The sequence below is a fragment of the Streptomyces sp. NBC_00597 genome (genome assembly GCF_041431095.1).
GTDB lineage: Bacteria > Actinomycetota > Actinomycetes > Streptomycetales > Streptomycetaceae > Streptomyces.
The window spans coordinates 4,439,288-4,456,764 of the sequence record NZ_CP107757.1 but is presented as its reverse complement, the minus strand read 5'-3'; the positions used below and the strand labels follow the sequence as shown (position 1 = coordinate 4,456,764).

Sequence of the window (17,477 nt, the reverse complement as noted above, 5' to 3'; positions counted from 1 at the left end):
CCCACCCCACCGGTCCCCCGTTCAGCCCCGCCCGCCCCGCCCGTCCGGCCGAACCCGCCCCCTTCCCGCCGCGCACAGAGCCCCCCGCTCGCCGGGGAGCGGCGGGCGGGGGGCTCCGATGAGGCGGTGGACTACTTCGCGCGCGAGCGCCCCGGCGCGTGGCTGCGGGGCGCCTTGTGGGGGTTCAGTCGACCTGCTCCCCGTTGTGCGTACCGCCCTTGCAGACGTTGTCCGTCAGATCGGGCGTTCCGCCGCCCTGCTTGCACTCAGAAGGGGTGACGTAGGTTGCGGCACCCTGTGCGGTGGCGGCGGTAGCGGTGGCGGCGCCTGTGAGGCCAAGTCCGGCGAGGGCTGCCGTGGCGATGACGGCGGCGAGGATTCGTCGAATGCGCATGTGGTTTCCCTTTCACGGATTGCCTCGGTTGGGGCACTAGCCAGCTTGATGTTCACCCATGTGGGTGGCACGTCATGTTGGGCCATTCGGGTGACAGGTCTGGCAGGTCTGGCAGGTCTGATGGGTGCGGCGTCCGCAATGGCCCCGTGCCGAGAGCCGTGGGGGAGGCCGTCGCCCGCTCCGCCGGCGCCCGCCCGCCTTGTCGCTTGTCGCCCGCAGGACGAGGACGCTTCCGTACCTGCCGTGGGAACGAAAGCCGCGTCTGACCTGTGAGCCGACAAGCGACAAGCGACGAGCCAGACGGCGACCACCATCGACCGCCCACCCAGGGCAAGAAGTAGCGCCGGGCACGGCGGGCGGGGGGCTTCTGCACGTTCCGTGCGGAGGGTGGGCGTGCCCCGGACGGACCAACGCGCGCGGGGGTGGGGCCGGTCCTACCGTGGAAGGGCAATCGCCGACGCGCGGAGGCCGGTGGCCCCGGGTTGCGCGTGTGGGTTCCGCACGTACTGATAGGCGGTCCGAACATGGCCAAGACCTCCGACACGCCGGTCCTCGACACCCTCGCCGCGATGACCCTCGATTCGATCGAGCGGTGCGGCATGGACGACGGGACGCTCATCCTGACCCGCATTGCCGCTCTCGTGGCCATGGATGCGCCGCCGGTCTCCTACCTCGCCCACATCGGTGCCGCGGCCAAGGCCGACCTCAGCGCCGAGCAGATCCAGGACGTGCTCGTCGCGATCGCCCCCGTCGTGGGCACCGCACGCGTCATGTCGGCCTCAGGGCACATCGCGCAGGCACTCGGCTTCGGCATCGCTTTGGAGGAGGCCGAGGCCGAGGCGATGGCGGAGGCCGACGCCGATGCCCGGAGCCGCGGCAAGTCCTGAGCCGGCGCCGAGCGCACCGGGCCCACGCGCGAAGGACCCCGTCCGACGTTTACGGACGGGGCCCTTCGCACACGGGATGCCGGGGCGGCGGGTCAGCCGCCGCACTGGCAGGGCGCGCCGGACTGGCAGCCGCAGCCGCAGCCCGAGCCGCAGCCGCAAGCCGCGAGCAGCGGGAGCCGTAGCGGTTCGGGTCGGGGCTGCTGTTCTTGGTCCGGGGTGATGGGAACGGGGGAATCGGGCATGGATCCTCCTCGCAGGCGGCGTGCGTGGCGTCGTAGTGCCTTCGCCCTCATTCATGCCCAGCCGGACCGGCGCGTCAACGGCGCACTGGGGCAGAACGGCTCAGGGCTCAGACGCCGTCGACCTGCGTCGGCGCCTGCAGCTCGTCCGCGTGCTCGCCCGTCACCAGGTACACCACGCGCTTGGCCACCGACACCGCGTGGTCGGCGAAACGCTCGTAGTAGCGGCCCAGCAGCGTCACGTCCACGGCGGTCTCGATGCCGTGCTTCCAGCGGTCGTCCATCAGGTGCTGGAACAGCGTGCGGTGCAGCTGGTCCATCTCGTCGTCGTCCTGCTCCAGCTGGAGCGCCAGGTCGACGTCCTTCGTGATGATGACCTCCGCCGCCTTCGCCATCAGGCGCTGCGCCAGCTGCCCCATCTCCAGGATGGTCGCGTGCAGGTCCCGCGGCACCGCCGTGTCCGGGAACCGCAGCCGGGCCAGCTTCGCCACGTGCTGCGCCAGGTCGCCCGAGCGCTCCAGGTCCGCGGACATGCGCAGCGAGGTCACCACGATGCGCAGGTCGGTGGCGACCGGCTGCTGGCGGGCCAGCAGCGCGATGGCACGCGCCTCCAGGTCGTGCTGCAGGTCGTCGACCTTCTGGTCGGCGGCGATGACGCTCTCGGCGAGCTTCAGGTCGGCGTCGAGCATGGACGTCGTGGCCCGCCCGATCGCGGAACCGACGAGCCGGGCCATCTCGACCAGGCCTTCTCCGATCGAGTCCAGTTCCTCGTGGTACGCGTCACGCATGGGTTGTCCCTCTCTTGCCTACTGCCTCTACTGCCTCTACTGCCCGTGGGCCGGGCCGGGGCGGCCTACTGCCCCACGTTGACACGGTGGGCCGCGAACGCGTCCGACTCCGGCATCACAAGTGAATCAACCCCGTCGGCACGGTGAACTCTGGGCGACGACTGTTCGAGGTGCCACCCGAACGGCTGTGGAAGTGCCGTCGCGCCTGCTTAACCTGGATCCATGGACGTGAACGCGGCGGTCGCCGCAGCTGCAGCGATCGCCGGTCTTTGCACCGGTGTGATCGCGATGCTGGCGTTCCGCTGGAGCGAGCGCGACCAAGCCCGCCCCACCCGGAGCTCCATGCGCCCCGACATCAACGCGGTGCTCCCGCCCGGCGTGGACACCGTCCTCTCCGTGCTCCGCTCCTCCGCCGTCGTACTCGACGAGGGCGACGCGGTGGTCAAGGCCAGCTCGGCGGCGTATGCCCTCGGACTGGTCCGCGGCGGCAAACTGGCCGTCGAGCCCATGCTCCACATGGCCCGCGACACCCGCCGCGACGGGGAAATACGCCAGGTCGAGCTCGACCTGCCCCGGCGCGGCACCGGCCGCGGCGAGGCCCTCGCCGTCTCGGCGCGCGTCGCCCCGCTCGGCTCCCGGCTCGTCCTGCTGCTCGTCGAGGACCTCACCGAGGCCCGCCGCATCGAAGCCGTACGGCGCGACTTCGTCGCGAACGTCTCGCACGAGCTGAAGACCCCGGTCGGGGCGATCTCCCTGCTCTCCGAGGCCGTCATGGACGCCGCGGACGACCCCGAGGCGGTCAGCCGCTTCGCCGGCCGCATGCAGATCGAGGCCGCCCGCCTGATCAACCTCGTACAGGAACTCATCGACCTCTCCCGGGTGCAGAACGACGATCCGCTGGAGGACGCGGAGCCCGTACGAGTGGACACGCTGGTCGCCGAGGCCATCGACCGCTGCCGCCACACGGCGTCCTCCAAGCAGATCATCATGGCCGCCGGCGGCACCGCCGACCTGCGCGTCTGGGGCCACCGCGGACAGCTCGCGGCAGCCCTCGGCAACCTCGTGGAGAACGCCGTCAACTACAGCCCCGCCCGTACCCGCGTCGGCATAGCCGGACGTAGGGTCTCGGCGCCTGGGGGAGACTTGATCGAGATCGCCGTGACCGACCAGGGCATCGGCATCCCGGAAAAGGACCGCGAGCGCATCTTCGAGCGCTTCTACCGTGTGGACCCGGCCCGCTCCCGCGCCACGGGAGGAACCGGCCTCGGCCTTGCGATCGTGAAGCACGTAGCGGCCTCGCACGGCGGAGAGGTGTCCGTATGGAGCTCCGAGGGTCAGGGCTCCACGTTCACCCTGCGCCTGCCGGAAGCAGCCGCTCCGACCCAGGCTCCCGCGGCCACCCCGGCCACGGAACCCCTACCCAGCCACCCCACCCCTGCCTGAACCGCGCACCGCAAAGAACCACGCCAGCCATTCCTGCCCCGGAGGTCCTTCCGTGACCCGAGTGCTCGTCGTCGAGGATGAGGAATCCTTCAGCGACGCCCTTTCCTACATGCTCCGCAAGGAGGGCTTCGAGGTCGCCATCGCCGCGACCGGGCCCGACGGGCTCGACGAGTTCGAGCGCAACGGCGCCGACCTCGTCCTCCTCGACCTGATGCTGCCCGGCCTGCCCGGCACCGAGGTCTGCCGGCAGCTGCGCGGCCGCTCCAACGTGCCCGTCATCATGGTGACCGCCAAGGACAGCGAGATCGACAAGGTCGTCGGGCTGGAGATAGGAGCCGACGACTACGTCACGAAGCCCTTCTCCTCGCGGGAGCTGGTCGCCCGCATCCGCGCGGTCCTGCGCCGCCGCGGCGAGCCGGAGGAGGTCACTCCGGCCGCGCTGGAGGCCGGACCCGTACGCATGGACGTCGACCGCCATGTGGTGACGGTGGCCGGCGCCAAGGTGGACCTCCCCCTCAAGGAGTTCGACCTGCTGGAGATGCTGCTGCGCAACGCGGGCCGCGTGCTCACGCGCATGCAGCTGATCGACCGGGTGTGGGGCGCGGACTACGTCGGCGACACCAAGACCCTGGACGTCCACGTCAAGCGCCTGCGCGCCAAGATCGAGCCGGACCCGGGCGCGCCGCGCTACCTGGTCACGGTCCGCGGCCTGGGCTACAAGTTCGAGCCGTAGGCCCGCGGCGCTCGCGCGTAATGCGTAGGCGAAAGGGCCCCCGTCCGCTCCTGCGGACGGGGGCCCTTTCGCCTACGTGCTGTTGCCGGGGTCAGTGACCGGCGCTGTGCGACGGGGAACCCGACGGGGTGCCTGCCGGCGCGCCCGAAGCGGCGCCCGACGGGGTCGTGGCGGGCGAGCCGGACGGGCTGCCCGACGGCGTGCCCGAGGGGCTGCCCGACGGGGTGGCGCCGGGTGCGGCGACCGGCGCCTCGGTCGGACCGAAGCCCGCGTACATGCCGGTGTTCGGGACGACGAACGCAGCGATCTCGACGTCACCCGCGTTGCTCAGCTGGAAGACGACCTTCTGCGCGTTGCCGTTCTGCACGCCCTCGCCGCCCTCGATCACGGCGGACGCGTTGCCCTTGCCGCCCAGGACCACGGAGCCTCCGGCGGGCACGGTCACCTTGCCGGCACCCTCGGCGGGCTTCAGCACGACCTTGACATTGCCACCCGGGAGGGTGATCGCGTCAAGCGTCTGCGGCTTGGTGCCGCTGTTGAAGACCGTCGCGGAGACCGCGGCGGGGCCCTTCTTGCCCTTCTCGCCCGGAGTGATCACCAGCGCGTTCTGGATCTTGATGTCGCCCTTGGTGACGGCGGCGTTGTCCGGCTTGATCTGGAGCGTCTCCGCGTTGGTGCCTGCACCGCAAGCGGCCAGCGAGGCGATCGAGAACACGATGGCAGTGGCGGCGAGGGCGCCGCGTCGAAGGCTGCGGCTCACGGCGGCGGCAACTCCTTGGACGTACGGAACGGAAGGGTGGGCAGTCTCGGGGCGACCGAGGTAAAGCCGCCCTAAGGGTGTGTCAGCGCGCTTAGGTTACCGAGCCGCCGCCCCGCCCCCGCACCCGACCCTCCGCAGCGCACGGGCCGCCCTGCACCGCCGCCACGATCTTGCATTCCGCCGGGGCTTCCGGCCGCCCTTGCGCCCGTCCTTCCGCGTGGCACTTCCCGCGGTGTTCATCTGCCGATCACATGCCACCCGCATATCGCGCGCCGAGCCTGCGGTGATCAATTCCGGGATTCCTTCGAACAAGCCCGGGTGATCAATTCCGGATTGGGCCGGAACCGCTCCGTACTGGTGCCCGCCAGTCGAACGGAGTAGTTCGGTTTCCCGGCTTCGAAACCGGCAAAACGGGACGTACGTCACACTGGCGGGGTCGTCGCCCAGGTGTAACGTGGCCGTTTCGCCCGGTCCGCACAACACCTCCGACCTGCGAATACCCCCCTCCGGAAGCCCGCCGCAGCACGTTCCTGTCGCTGTTGTCAAGCCCCGAGATGTGCCCTGACCTGCGAAAACGCCATTCATAACAGTCAGTTCTCGTGTTACCCTGGATAGCCACGGAAGGGGTACCTGTCACATGACGTTCAAGGTTGGCGACACCGTGGTCTATCCCCATCACGGGGCCGCGCTGATCGAGGCCATCGAAACTCGCCAGATCAAAGGCGTGGACAAGACCTACTTGGTGCTCAAGGTCGCCCAGGGCGACCTGACGGTTCGTGTGCCTGCGGACAATGCGGAGTTCGTCGGCGTTCGCGACGTAGTCGGCCAGGACGGGCTGGACCGGGTCTTCGAGGTGCTTCGTGCACCGTATGCCGAAGAGCCGACGAACTGGTCCCGGCGCTACAAGGCAAATCTGGAGAAGCTCGCTTCTGGCGATGTCATCAAGGTCGCCGAAGTGGTGCGTGACCTGTGGCGTCGTGAGCGTGAGCGCGGGCTTTCCGCGGGTGAGAAGCGCATGCTCGCGAAGGCGCGCCAGATCCTGGTGAGCGAGCTCGCGCTCGCTGAGAACACCAATGAGGACAAGGCTGAGGCCCTCCTCGACGAGGTCCTCGCGTCCTGACGCGAAACCCCGTCTACACAGTTGTGCCGCGGTGCCCGATGACAAGCCCTCTCCTCCACGAGGGGGCTGTTGCCGGGCGCTGCGGCATGTCTGTACCCACACCTCTTACACGTTTCCACCGGCGCGCCGGGTCCGGACAGCCTGCTCGGCCGGTCGTCACGGAAGGGGCGAGGGCTTCGCACCCGGCACCCTTCAGGCCATACCCATGTCGGCCGAAGTCACAAACCTGGCTCGGAGCTACTGATGTCTGACGAATCGCGGGCCCACCGCACCGCCGCGGTGATCCCGGCCGCCGGCCGCGGGGTACGCCTCGGCCCCGGCGCCCCCAAGGCCCTGCGGGCCCTCGGCGGCACCCCCATGCTCATCCACGCCGTCCGCGCGATGGCCCGCTCCCGGGCCGTCTGCCTCGTGGTCGTCGTCGCCCCGTCCGACGGCGCCGCCGACGTGCGCCGGCTCCTCGACGAGCACGCCCTGACCGACCGCACCGAGATCCTGGTCGTCCCCGGCGGAGACACCCGCCAGGAGTCCGTACGCGCCGGCCTCGCCGCGCTCCCCGCGGACATCACCTCCGTCCTCATCCACGACGCCGCCCGCCCGCTCGTCCCCGTGGACACCGTCGACTCCGTCGTCGAGGCCGTACGCGACGGCGCGCCCGCCGTCGTGCCCGCCCTGCCGCTCGCCGACACCGTCAAGGAAGTCGAGCCCGGCGGGCCCGGCGAGCCCGAACCGGTCGTCGCCACCCCCGAGCGCGCCCGGCTGCGCGCCGTCCAGACCCCGCAGGGCTTCGACCGCGCCACCCTCGTCCGCGCGCACGAGAGCATCGCCGTCAACGGCGAGGGCGCCACCGACGACGCCGGAATGGTGGAGCAGCTCGGCATCACCGTCATGGTGGTCCCCGGCCACGAAGAGGCCTTCAAGGTCACCCGCCCGCTCGACCTGGTCCTCGCCGAGGCCGTACTCGCCCGCAGGAGGGCCACCGATGCGTACTAGCCCCGCAGGATCCGGATCCCAGGCCCCGGCCGCCGCCGCGCCGCTGATCCCGCTCGTCGGCATCGGCACCGACGTACACGCCTTCGAGACCGGCCGCGAGCTGTGGTGCGCCGGCCTGCTCTGGGAGGGCGAGGACGGCCTCGCAGGCCACTCCGACGGCGACGTCGCCGCCCACGCCGCCTGCGACGCCCTGTTCTCCGCCGCCGGCATCGGCGATCTCGGCGCGCACTTCGGCACTTCCCGCCCCGAATGGTCCGGCGCCGCCGGCGTCACCCTCCTGGCGGAAGCCGCCCGCCTCGTGCGCGCCGAAGGCTTCGAGATCGGCAACATCGCCGTCCAGGTCATCGGCGTACGCCCGAAGATCGGCAAGCGGCGCGACGAGGCGCAGAAGACCCTCTCCGCCGCCGCCGGCGCGCCCGTCTCCGTCTCCGGCACCACCACCGACGGCCTCGGCCTCACCGGCCGCGCCGAAGGCCTCGCCGCCATCGCCACCGCCCTCGTCTACCGGACCAACCAGGCCTAGGCGCGCTCCGTACCATCCCGGAGGCGCTGCTTCCGCAACAAAGCACCCCCGCGCCCCGTAAAGGGGCGCGGGGCACTGCCACCGGCCCACTACCCTGGATGCCGTGACTATTCGCCTGTACGACACCAGCGCCCGGCAGATCCGCGACTTCACCCCGCTCGTCCCGGGCTGCGTCTCGATCTACCTCTGTGGCGCCACCGTGCAGGCCGCCCCGCACATCGGGCACATCCGGTCGGGCCTGAACTTCGACATCATGCGGCGCTGGTTCGAGTACCGGGGCCTCGACGTCACGTTCATCCGCAACGTCACCGACATCGACGACAAGATCATCGCGAAGGCCGAGGTCCAGGGCCGCCCGTGGTGGTCCATCGGCTACGACAACGAGCGCGCCTTCAACGACGGCTACAACGCGCTGGGCTGCCTCCCGCCCACGTACGAGCCGCGCGCCACCGGCCACGTCCCCGAGATGATCGAGATGATGCGCGGGCTCATCGAGCGCGGCCACGCCTACGAGGCCGACGGCAGCGTCTACTTCGACGTGCGCTCCTTCCCCGGCTACCTGGAACTCTCCAACCAGGACATCGACGACCTGCGCCAGCCCAGCGAGAGCGGCATCACCGGCAAGCGCGACCCCCGCGACTTCGCCATGTGGAAGGCCACCAAGCCCGGCGAGCCCGACTGGGAGACCCCGTGGGGCCGCGGCCGCCCCGGCTGGCACCTGGAGTGCTCCGCGATGGCGCACAAGTACCTCGGCAGCGCCTTCGACATCCACGGCGGCGGCCTGGACCTGATCTTCCCGCACCACGAGAACGAGATCGCCCAGGCCAAGGCCTACGGCGACGAGTTCGCGCACTACTGGGTCCACAACGCCTGGGTCACCATGTCCGGCGAGAAGATGTCCAAGTCCCTCGGCAACTCGGTGCTCGTCTCCGAGATGGTCAAGGCCTGGCGCCCCATCGTCCTGCGCTACTACCTCGGGACCCCGCACTACCGCTCGATGATCGAGTACAGCGAGGAATCGCTGCGCGAGGCCGAGTCCGCGTTCGCCCGCATCGAGGGCTTCTACCAGCGCGTCATCGAGAAGGCCGGCAAGACCGTCGACCCCGCCCCCGAGGTCCCGCCCGCCTTCGCCGAGGCCATGGACGACGACCTGGGCGTCCCCCAGGCCCTCGCGATCGTCCACACCACCGTCCGCCAGGGCAACAGCGCCCTCGCCGCCGACGACAAGGACGCCGCCATCGCCCGGCTGTCCGAGGTACGGGCCATGCTCGGCGTCCTCGGCCTCGACCCCCTCGACCCGCACTGGGCCGAGGAGACCGACCGCGGCGAGGACCTCCACGGAGCGGTCGACACCCTCGTACGCCTCGTCCTGGACCAGCGCGAATCCGCCCGGGCCCGCAAGGACTGGGCCACCGCCGACGCCATCCGCGACCAGCTCCAGCAGTCCGGCCTCGTCATCGAGGACAGCCCGGCCGGACCCCGTTGGACGCTCGGACCCCGCTGAGCCCCGGGCAGCCGAGTTTGGTGGCCGCCCGGCGCTCCGGGCGGCACACTCTTCATACGTACATATCGCAGCACCAACGAAACAGGTAGAGGTCATGGCCGGGAACAGCCAGCGCAGGAACCGCCGCACGTCCAACAAGAAGGGCGCCACGGTCGGCAGCGGTGGCCAGCGGCGCAAGGGCCTCGAAGGCAAGGGCCCCACGCCCAAGGCCGAGGACCGCAAGAAGCACAAGGCGAACCGCATCGCCAACGCCATGGCCCGCCAGGCCGCCAAGCGCCGCCCCGCCCCCCGCCGCGGCGGCCCCAAGGGCACCAGCGAGATGGTCGTCGGCCGCAACCCGGTCTTCGAGGCGCTGCGCGACGGCGTCCCCGCCACCACCCTCTACGTCCAGCAGTTCATCGACAACGACGAGCGCGTCCGCGACGCCCTCAAGCTCGCCGGCGAGCGCGGCAACATCAACCTGATGGAAGCCCCGCGCCCCGAGCTCGACCGGATGACCAACGGGCTCAACCACCAGGGCCTGGTCCTCCAGGTCCCGCCGTACGAGTACGCGCACCCCGAGGACCTCACCGAGGCCGCCCACGACAACGGCGAGGACCCGCTGATCGTCGCCCTCGACGGCGTCACCGACCCCCGCAACCTCGGCGCGATCGTCCGCTCCGTCTCCGCCTTCGGCGGCCACGGCGTGGTCATCCCCGAGCGCCGCGCCGCCGGTATGACCGCCGGTGCCTGGAAGACCTCGGCCGGCACCGCCGCCCGCACCCCGGTCTCCCGCGTCACCAACCTGACCCGCGCCCTCCAGGAGTACAAGAAGGCCGGCATCACCATCGTCGGCCTCGCCGCCGAAGGCACCCACGAGGTCCAGGACCTGGAGGCCCTGGCCGGCCCCGTCGTCATCGTCGTCGGCTCCGAGGGCAAGGGCCTCGGCCGCCTCGTCGGCGAGAACTGCGACTACCTCGTGCGCATCGCGATGCCCGGCGGCGCCGAGTCCCTCAACGCCGGCGTCGCCGCCGGCGTCGTGCTCTACGAAGCGGCCCGCCGCCGCGCCGCGGCCCCCCGCACCTGACCCCCGCACTGATCCACTTGGCTCACGGAAAGTGACCCGTGAGCGTGCCACCCCGCCCGTTTCGGGCGGGGTGGCTTGATCTTGACGGGTCTCGGACACATCCCTGCCGTCAAGGCAGTGTCCTAAACACTGATCACTCGGTTAGATGAGTGTGGACACCAGAACGTCAGGGTTCGACGACCAGCCCGCGCTGAGCATGGTCAAGGTGCCGTGCGACCCCGCACAGGTCATCGTCAACCACGCCAGCTTCCGCGTGCGGCTCGCACCGAGCCCGAGCGCGCGTTCCAAGCCCGCGAACGCCCCCGGCCGCGTGCCCGTCCTCGGCGGCGCCGTGGTCGCCGGCGCCGGCGCCGGCCGCCGCAGGGCCCCCGTCGTCTGGAGCGGCAAATCCGCACCCGGCGACAGCGCAGCCATGGGCGGACTCCTCCAGGCCGTACGCGAACACGGGCGCGGCTACGACGGCGGCGACGGCGGCGCCACCCAGACCATCCCCCGCGTGGACCTCGCGCACGACCTCGCCGAGGACACCCTCGCCACCCCCACGGTCATCGGCCAGCGCACCTACGGAGCCCCGGACGAAACCCGCCCGCTGACCCCCGTACGCGACCTCCCGTACACCCCCCCGTACAACCCCCCGTACGCCGGCGGCCCCGGCCCCTACGACGGCACACCCGCCGCCGACACCCGCCGGAACCCGGGCGACGTCCGCGGACAGGCCTCGTACTACCCGGGCCGCCGCATGAACCTCGGCGTCGTCCTCCTGCCCCTGCGCGTCTTCCTCGGCTTCATCTGCATCTACGCCGGCATGGGCAAACTGTGCGACCCCGTCTACTTCGACGGCGGCGAACGCGGCTCCATGGTCACCTGGCTCCGCACCCTCCACCCCTGGGCACTCGCCGAACCCCTGCGCGACTTCGCCCTCGCCCACCCCGTCGGAGCCGGCCTCAGCGTCGCCTTCCTCCAGGTCATCGTCGGCGTCCTGACCGTCCTCGGTCTCTGGCAGCGCTTCGCCGCCTGCATCGGCGCCCTGCTCTCCGCCGCACTGCTGATGACCGTCAGCTGGAAGACCGTCCCCGCCTACGACGCCCCCGACATCATCTACCTCGCCGCCTGGAGCCCGCTGATCATCGCCGGCGCCCCCGTCTACTCCCTCGACGGCCGCCTCGCCGGCGAAGCCTGGCGCACCCTCGGACCCCGCTCCGAAATCTGGCGACTGCGCCGACGCGTCCTGCGCCGCGGAACCATCATGGCCACCGTCGTCTGCGGACTCACCCTCCTCATCGGCTCCCTCCTCGGCAGCGCCGTCCGCTCCACCACCGTCGTCACCGTGCCGGGACCCGGCCAGGCCCCCAGCAACTACCTGCCCGGCTCCCCGCTCCCGAAGGCCCCCGCCAAGCAACAGCAACAGCAACAACAGCAGCAGCCCCAGCCCACCGCCCAGCCCTCCAAGTCGGCCGAACCCAGCCCCACCGCCTCCGCGCCCACCACCAAGTCCGGACGCGGCAGCACCGGTTCCACCAGCAAGCAGACCACCGGCACCGGCTCGCAGTCGCCCACCGCGACCCGCGGCTCCGGCAACGGCCAGAACTCGGGCAGCACGCCCAAGCAATCCACCCCCAAGCCGCCCTCCTCCAGCTCCGGCAGCGCGAGCGGCACCGGCGGCGGCGACGCCCCGGCGAAGAAGCCCGGACTCGTCGGCGGCCTCCTCGGCTGACGACGGGACGGAACAGAACGCAGAGGGGCCCGGCGCGCGGGATGCGCGCCGGGCCCCTCCGTGTTCCGCCCCCGCGGACGGCCTCAGGAGCCGCTCTGCGCCGCCAACTCCCGCGCCGCCTCGGTCAAGTCCTTCGCCGTGTCGATGGCCCGCCAGTAAGCCCCCTGCGGCAGCGGAAAGCCCGCCAGCCGCCGCTCCCGCGCCAACCGCGGAAACGTCGTCCGCTCGTGATCCCCCAAATCCGGCAACAGCGCGGCGAATTCAGGACTGAAGACGTACACGCCCGCGTTGATCAAATACGGCGACGGCGGCGACTCGATGAAATCCAGCACCTGCCCGAACTCATTGGTCTCCACCGCCCCCCACGGAATCCGCGGCCGCGCCAGCGCCAACGTCGCCGTCGCCCCCCGCTCGCCATGGAACGCAGCCATCTCCCGCAACGAGAACCGCGTCCAGATGTCCCCGTTCGTCGCGTACCAGGCCCGCTCCGGATGCGGCAGGTGCCGGGCCGCGTACTTGAGCCCACCACCACGCCCCAGAGGCTCGTCCTCCACCACCGTGCTCACCCGCAACGGCAGATCGGCCCCCGCCAGCCACTCCTGCAACACCTCCGCGAGATGCCCGCAGGACACCACCGCATCCGTCACCCCCTCGGCCGCCAGCCACGCCAGCTGATGCCCGATGATCGGCACCCCCGTCCCCGGGATCTCCACCATCGGCTTCGGCCGGTCGTCCGTATACGGACGCAGCCGCGAACCCTGGCCACCCGCCAGCACAACCGCCTGAACAGGCGCCTGAGCCAGCGAAGCCGGGTCCGCGGCCGCGGAAACGGAAGAGCGGGACACGGGAGGTGCGTCGGTCATGGCCGTCAGCGTAGAGGCCCCGACCCGAGGGAGGACGGCGACGCCCGTCAGCCCATCGAGGCAACACCGGTCGCGTACGCCGTGTCACACACGGGACGCGCGTAGGACTGCGCCTTCGTCGGGCCGTACACGTCCACCGCGGCCCGGCCCAGCGCCCGCGCGATCCCCACGCAGTGCTCGGCCAACGACGGCCGCCGGTCCACCTCCTGCTGGAGGTGCGTCAGGACGTCACCCGGCGCCTCGCCCTGCTGGAGCTCACCCAGCAACTTGTCGCGCAGCACGTCCTGCGCGGCGCGCGGCTTCGCGGGGACGGACACGTCCTCGGCGGAGGCGGTCAGGATCTGGGAAGGCGTGTTGTCCGCCCAAGGAACCATGGTGACCGCGAGGGTCCCGGACAGGACCAGGACGACGGGCAGGACCAGGGCGAGGGAACGGCCGATACGGCGGGCAGTGTGGGTCACGAGGGCGAGAGTAGCGCTCGGTGAAGAATTGGCGACATTTAGTCACCCGGTCGGGGGATGGTTCGACGTGGCTTTTCGAATTATGGGTTGACGGGTGGGGCCGAATGGCCCGGTCTGCCCCGTAGGGCGAAGAGGGACGCCCCCGCCGGGAGGCGCCCCTCATGCGTCGTCCCGTCAGTCGGAGAGCCGCTCACCCGACGACGTCGAGAACACGTGGATCTCGTCGGCCCGCGGCACCACGTCCAGCGTCGAACCCTTCTCCGGCACCTGGCGGCCACCCACGCGCACCACGATGTCCTGTCCGCCCGCAGCCTCGGTGGTCCGGCCGTACACGTAACCGTCGGCGCCCAGCTCCTCGACGACGTTGACGGTGATCGTCAGACCGCCCTCGCTGCCGATGTCGAAGTGCTCCGGACGCACGCCCACCGTGACGGTACGGTCGCCCGCGTCCGCGGCGGCCGACAGCGCCTCGCGCGACACCGGGACCACGCTGTCGCCGAACTTCACGCCACCGTCGGCGATCGGAACCTCGACCAGGTTCATCGCCGGGGAACCGATGAAGCCCGCCACGAACAGGTTCGCCGGTCGGTCGTACATGTTCCGCGGGGTGTCGACCTGCTGCAGCAGGCCGTCCTTCAGCACCGCCACCCGGTCGCCCATCGTCATGGCCTCGACCTGGTCGTGGGTCACGTAGACGGTGGTGATCCCCAGGTCCCGCTGGAGCGCCGCGATCTGCGTACGGGTGGACACGCGCAGCTTGGCGTCGAGGTTCGACAGCGGCTCGTCCATGAGGAACACCTGCGGCTTGCGCACGATGGCGCGACCCATGGCGACGCGCTGGCGCTGACCACCGGAGAGCGCCTTCGGCTTGCGGTCCAGGTACTGGGTGAGGTCGAGCATCTTCGCCGCGTCCTCGACCTTCTTGCGGATGGTCGCCTTGTCCTCGCCGGCGATCTTGAGCGCGAAGCCCATGTTGTCGGCGACGGTCATGTGCGGGTAGAGCGCGTAGTTCTGGAACACCATCGCGATGTCCCGGTCCTTGGGCGGCAGGTGCGTGACGTCGCGGTCACCGATGCGGATGGCACCGCCGTTGACGTCCTCCAGGCCGGCCAGCATGCGCAGCGAGGTGGACTTGCCGCAGCCCGAAGGCCCGACGAGGACGAGGAACTCGCCGTCCTCGATGTGCAGCTCCAGCTCGTCGACGGCGGGCTTGTCGCCGCCGGGGTACAGCCGGGTCGCCTTGTCGAAAGTGACAGAAGCCATGGTGATGAATCCCTTCTACCGGCAGGAACGTGCCGGACGATCCGAGTGGAAGGTCTAGTCCAGTAAGCAGGACTCCGCCCGACGCTACCCGGCGACCCGCCTCCTGTCAGCACCTCCGGGGCCGTGACTTCGAACTCTGTGCGATCTGTCGGACCCGACTGCTTGGATGACGGCCATGACCGGCACACAGCGTCCCCGCGACGTCCACGAACTGATCCGCACCCTCCCCGACGTCCCGGTCCTGCGGGACCGCTGCCGCGCCCTGGCGGCCCTGGACGTGCTCATGGACGGCCGGGGCGGGAGCTACTACGACTACGACCCGGCATGGGGTCCGGACGTCGAGGCCGCGCTGATGAACAACGGCGCGGGCGACGAGTACACGATCCTCTTCACGCCCGACGGGGTCTTCGGCCGCGGCTTCGACCACGAGTCCTGGATGAGCCCCTACACGAACGAGGACATGGCCCTGTGGCCCGGACTCGTGGACACTCTGCCGGACGTGTTCCGGCCGCTGCTCGCGGAGCCGGCCTTCTGTGACGACGACGTACACGTGGCCACCGTGGTGTTCTGGCGGGAGACCTCCGACACCGCGTGGCGGGCGGGGCCGGTCGAGATCCCCGCGGACACGAGCGACGGGACGGGCCACCTCTTCGCCGTCCTGGCGGCCGGCACTCCCGAGGCCTACCGGGAGTTCGCCGAGGACTACTACGAAACCTCCATCGACCCGGAGGCGGTCCACCACGTCTGGAACCTCCGCCCCCTGACGGAGCCCGCCCTGAAATCCCTCAACCCCCACCTGGACCTGCCCCGGGCAACCGCGATGCTGAGCCGCATCGGCTACCCCGGGACCCGATAGGGCGCCGGCTTCTTGACCTCGGAGCCAATGGCGGAGCGCTTGCCCTTTCCGGTGCCCGGATCACCGATGGCGTGGCCCGCCCCGGTGGCAGCGCCATCGCCACCGGCCAGTACAGCCGTAGACCCTCGTCCCGGAGGTTGGCGGTACACCCGCTGCTGCGTACCCGCTTCCTTCACCCGATGGTCGGACGTGCGCTCCAGTACGGAGGACGAACGTGACGGCGAGGGGTTGCGTCGGCCGGAAAGCTCTTCGCGGGGAAGTCTGGTCGCTGTGTAAAGTGAGGGCGATTCTGTGCGCTGTGCAGTGTCGCGTGTGCCGCCTTAGCTCAGTTGGTAGAGCAGTTCACTTGTAATGATCAGGTCATCGGTTCGATTCCGATAGGCGGCTCCATCCGAGGTCAGAGGCTCTCTGGTCAAGGGAATTCGAGCGGAACAAAAGGCTCCGGATCTTCGTGATCCGGAGCCTTTTGCGTGTGCGCGGGTCGTTAGTGGCGGCCCGAGATGCGGTTGGCCAGGCGGGCCAAGGGGGTTGTCGTCGGGGTGTGGGTCGCCGATTCGTGGCGGTCCGCCTCGCGGTAGGCCGCGTAGAGGGCCTGGACGCCGAGCCAGCGGAAGGGCTCCGGTTCCCAGCGGCGGACGCGGTGGTTGACCCACGGCAGGGTGGTCAGCTCCGTGGTGTCCTCCAGGACCAGATCGCGCAGGGTGCGGGCCGCGAGGTTGGCGGTGGCGACCCCGGAGCCGACGTAGCCGCCGGCCCAGCCGAGACCCGTCGCGCGGTCCAGGGTGACCGTGGCGCACCAGTCGCGGGGGACGCCGAGGACGCCCGACCAGGCGTGGGTGATCTCGACTCCCGTGAGGATCGGGAAGAACGAGGTCAGGAGGCGGGTCAGGGAGTCGATCGTCGACTGCTGGGTGGTGCCGTCGGTGTCGGTGCGGGAGCCGTAGCGGTACGGGACGCCGCGGCCGCCGATGGCGATGCGGTCGTCGGCGGTGCGTTGGGCGTACATGTAGGCGTGGGCCATGTCGCCGAGGGTGCAGGCATCGGACCAGCCGAGGCGGGACCACGTCTCGGGCGGCAGTGGGGCCGTGGCGATCATCGACGAGTTCATCGGGAGCCATGCGCGCTTCTGGCCCTTGAGGGCTGCGGTGAAGCCTTCGGTGCAGCGCAGGACGTGGGGGGCGCGGACGGTGCCGTAGGGGGTGATGGCGCGGCGGGGGGCGATTTCGGTGACGGGGGTGGATTCGTGGATGACGACGCCGAGGCGTTCGCAGGCGGCGGCGAGGCCCTTGACGAGTTTGAGGGGGTGGATGCGGGCGCCGTGCGGGGTCCAGGTGGAGCCGACGGCGTCGGCGATGTCGATGCGGGCGCGGGTGTCGGTGGCGTCGTAGAGCTCGCGGTCGGTTTCGCCGAAGGCGAGTTCGGCGGTGTGGAAGGCCTTGAGGCGGCTGAGCTGGGCGGGGGTGCGGGCGACTTCGAGGACGCCGCCGCGGTGGATGTCGGCGTCGATGCCTTCTTTGGCTGCGGTGTCGATGACTTCGGTGACGGTGTCGTTCATGGCGTGCTGGAGGCGGAGTGCGGCCTGGTGGCCGTGGAGTTCGGCGTAGCGGTCGCGGCCGGCGATGCCGTTGTAGAGCCAGCCGCCGTTGCGGCCGGAGGCTCCGTAGCCGCAGAACTTCTGCTCCAGGACGGTGACGCGGAGGTCGGGGGCGGCGGCCTTGAGGTAGTAGGCGGTCCACAGGCCGGTGTAGCCGCCGCCGACGATGACGACGTCTGCGGTGGTGTGGCCGGTGAGGGGGGCGCGGGGTGGCTGGGTGGCGGTGTGGTCGGTCGCGTACCAGAAGGAGATGCCGCCGTTGATCGTCATGGGGGAGTT

General features: G+C 70.7%; 17 protein-coding genes and 1 tRNA gene. 11 read left to right on the top strand and 7 right to left on the bottom strand.

Annotated features, from left to right (window positions below; genetic code table 11):
* Positions 1 to 184 precede the first annotated feature (184 nt).
* Complete coding sequence (locus OG974_RS19940) at positions 185 to 394, bottom strand: hypothetical protein (RefSeq protein ID WP_327284053.1); 210 nt, start codon at positions 392 to 394, stop codon at positions 185 to 187.
* Between the two features lie 524 nt (positions 395 to 918).
* Between OG974_RS19940 and OG974_RS19935 the strand changes: the two genes are divergently transcribed.
* Positions 919 to 1,281, top strand: coding sequence for a carboxymuconolactone decarboxylase family protein (locus OG974_RS19935; protein ID WP_327284052.1), 363 nt, complete (start codon positions 919 to 921; stop codon positions 1,279 to 1,281).
* Between the two features lie 349 nt (positions 1,282 to 1,630).
* Here the strand turns inward: OG974_RS19935 and phoU are convergent, their stop codons facing one another.
* Positions 1,631 to 2,308, bottom strand: a complete 678-nt coding sequence (phoU, locus tag OG974_RS19930; protein WP_053787880.1) for a phosphate signaling complex protein PhoU — start codon at positions 2,306 to 2,308, stop codon at positions 1,631 to 1,633.
* A 222-nt stretch (positions 2,309 to 2,530) separates the two neighbouring features.
* Here phoU and OG974_RS19925 point away from each other — a divergent pair, with 222 nt between their 5' ends.
* Both OG974_RS19925 and OG974_RS19920 read left to right on the top strand, forming a co-directional pair.
* Positions 2,531 to 3,751 carry an ATP-binding protein gene (locus OG974_RS19925; protein WP_327284051.1) on the top strand — a complete coding sequence of 407 codons (1,221 nt, stop codon included), beginning with the start codon at positions 2,531 to 2,533 and terminating at the stop codon, positions 3,749 to 3,751.
* Positions 3,752 to 3,803: 52 nt separating this feature from the next.
* Positions 3,804 to 4,484 carry a response regulator transcription factor gene (locus OG974_RS19920; RefSeq protein ID WP_007265514.1) on the top strand — a complete coding sequence of 227 codons (681 nt, stop codon included), beginning with the start codon at positions 3,804 to 3,806 and terminating at the stop codon, positions 4,482 to 4,484.
* A gap of 91 nt (positions 4,485 to 4,575) precedes the next feature.
* Here the strand turns inward: OG974_RS19920 and OG974_RS19915 are convergent, their stop codons facing one another.
* Complete coding sequence (locus OG974_RS19915; RefSeq protein WP_329313864.1) at positions 4,576 to 5,244, bottom strand: DUF461 domain-containing protein; 669 nt, start codon at positions 5,242 to 5,244, stop codon at positions 4,576 to 4,578.
* 637 nt (positions 5,245 to 5,881) lie between these two features.
* Here OG974_RS19915 and OG974_RS19910 point away from each other — a divergent pair.
* The 6 genes from OG974_RS19910 to OG974_RS19885 all read left to right on the top strand — a co-directional run bounded on the left by OG974_RS19910 (position 5,882) and on the right by OG974_RS19885 (position 12,161).
* Positions 5,882 to 6,364, top strand: a complete 483-nt coding sequence (locus OG974_RS19910) for a CarD family transcriptional regulator (RefSeq protein WP_003953493.1) — start codon at positions 5,882 to 5,884, stop codon at positions 6,362 to 6,364.
* 243 nt (positions 6,365 to 6,607) lie between these two features.
* Positions 6,608 to 7,354: a 2-C-methyl-D-erythritol 4-phosphate cytidylyltransferase gene (gene ispD / locus OG974_RS19905; RefSeq protein ID WP_327284049.1), complete on the top strand. Its 747-nt coding sequence runs from the start codon at positions 6,608 to 6,610 to the stop codon at positions 7,352 to 7,354.
* Positions 7,344 to 7,877 carry a 2-C-methyl-D-erythritol 2,4-cyclodiphosphate synthase gene (ispF, locus tag OG974_RS19900; protein WP_327284048.1) on the top strand — a complete coding sequence of 178 codons (534 nt, stop codon included), beginning with the start codon at positions 7,344 to 7,346 and terminating at the stop codon, positions 7,875 to 7,877. Before ispD ends, ispF begins: the two co-directional genes overlap by 11 nt.
* A 103-nt stretch (positions 7,878 to 7,980) precedes the next feature.
* Positions 7,981 to 9,381 carry a cysteine--tRNA ligase gene (gene cysS / locus OG974_RS19895; RefSeq protein WP_327284047.1) on the top strand — a complete coding sequence of 467 codons (1,401 nt, stop codon included), beginning with the start codon at positions 7,981 to 7,983 and terminating at the stop codon, positions 9,379 to 9,381.
* Between the two features lie 94 nt (positions 9,382 to 9,475).
* On the top strand, positions 9,476 to 10,447 hold the full coding sequence (gene rlmB, locus OG974_RS19890; protein WP_327284046.1) for a 23S rRNA (guanosine(2251)-2'-O)-methyltransferase RlmB: 972 nt from the start codon (positions 9,476 to 9,478) through the stop codon (positions 10,445 to 10,447).
* Positions 10,448 to 10,592: 145 nt separating this feature from the next.
* Positions 10,593 to 12,161, top strand: a complete 1,569-nt coding sequence (locus OG974_RS19885) for a DoxX family protein (protein WP_328763110.1) — start codon at positions 10,593 to 10,595, stop codon at positions 12,159 to 12,161.
* 83 nt (positions 12,162 to 12,244) lie between these two features.
* Here OG974_RS19885 and OG974_RS19880 read toward each other — a convergent pair whose 3' ends face one another.
* The 3 genes from OG974_RS19880 to OG974_RS19870 all read right to left on the bottom strand — a co-directional run bounded on the left by OG974_RS19880 (position 12,245) and on the right by OG974_RS19870 (position 14,748).
* The gene (locus OG974_RS19880) at positions 12,245 to 13,024 is read right to left on the bottom strand and encodes an NDP-sugar synthase (protein ID WP_371643934.1); all 780 of its coding nucleotides are present in this window, start codon (positions 13,022 to 13,024) and stop codon (positions 12,245 to 12,247) included.
* A 47-nt stretch (positions 13,025 to 13,071) separates the two neighbouring features.
* A complete protein-coding gene (locus OG974_RS19875; protein WP_327284044.1) occupies positions 13,072 to 13,485 on the bottom strand; it encodes a hypothetical protein in 414 nt (137 codons plus the stop codon).
* Positions 13,486 to 13,659: 174 nt separating this feature from the next.
* A complete protein-coding gene (locus tag OG974_RS19870; protein WP_327284043.1) occupies positions 13,660 to 14,748 on the bottom strand; it encodes a sn-glycerol-3-phosphate ABC transporter ATP-binding protein UgpC in 1,089 nt (362 codons plus the stop codon).
* Between the two features lie 175 nt (positions 14,749 to 14,923).
* On the opposite strand from OG974_RS19870, the gene OG974_RS19865 reads away from it, so the two are divergent.
* Both OG974_RS19865 and OG974_RS19860 read left to right on the top strand, forming a co-directional pair.
* Positions 14,924 to 15,604: a hypothetical protein gene (locus tag OG974_RS19865; protein ID WP_327284042.1), complete on the top strand. Its 681-nt coding sequence runs from the start codon at positions 14,924 to 14,926 to the stop codon at positions 15,602 to 15,604.
* A 314-nt stretch (positions 15,605 to 15,918) separates the two neighbouring features.
* Positions 15,919 to 15,994: transfer RNA gene (locus OG974_RS19860), tRNA-Thr, on the top strand.
* A 94-nt stretch (positions 15,995 to 16,088) separates the two neighbouring features.
* Here the strand turns inward: OG974_RS19860 and OG974_RS19855 are convergent.
* Entirely contained in the window at positions 16,089 to 17,468 is a 1,380-nt protein-coding gene (locus OG974_RS19855; RefSeq protein ID WP_327284041.1) for an FAD-binding oxidoreductase, read from the bottom strand.
* Positions 17,469 to 17,477: the final 9 nt, after the last annotated feature.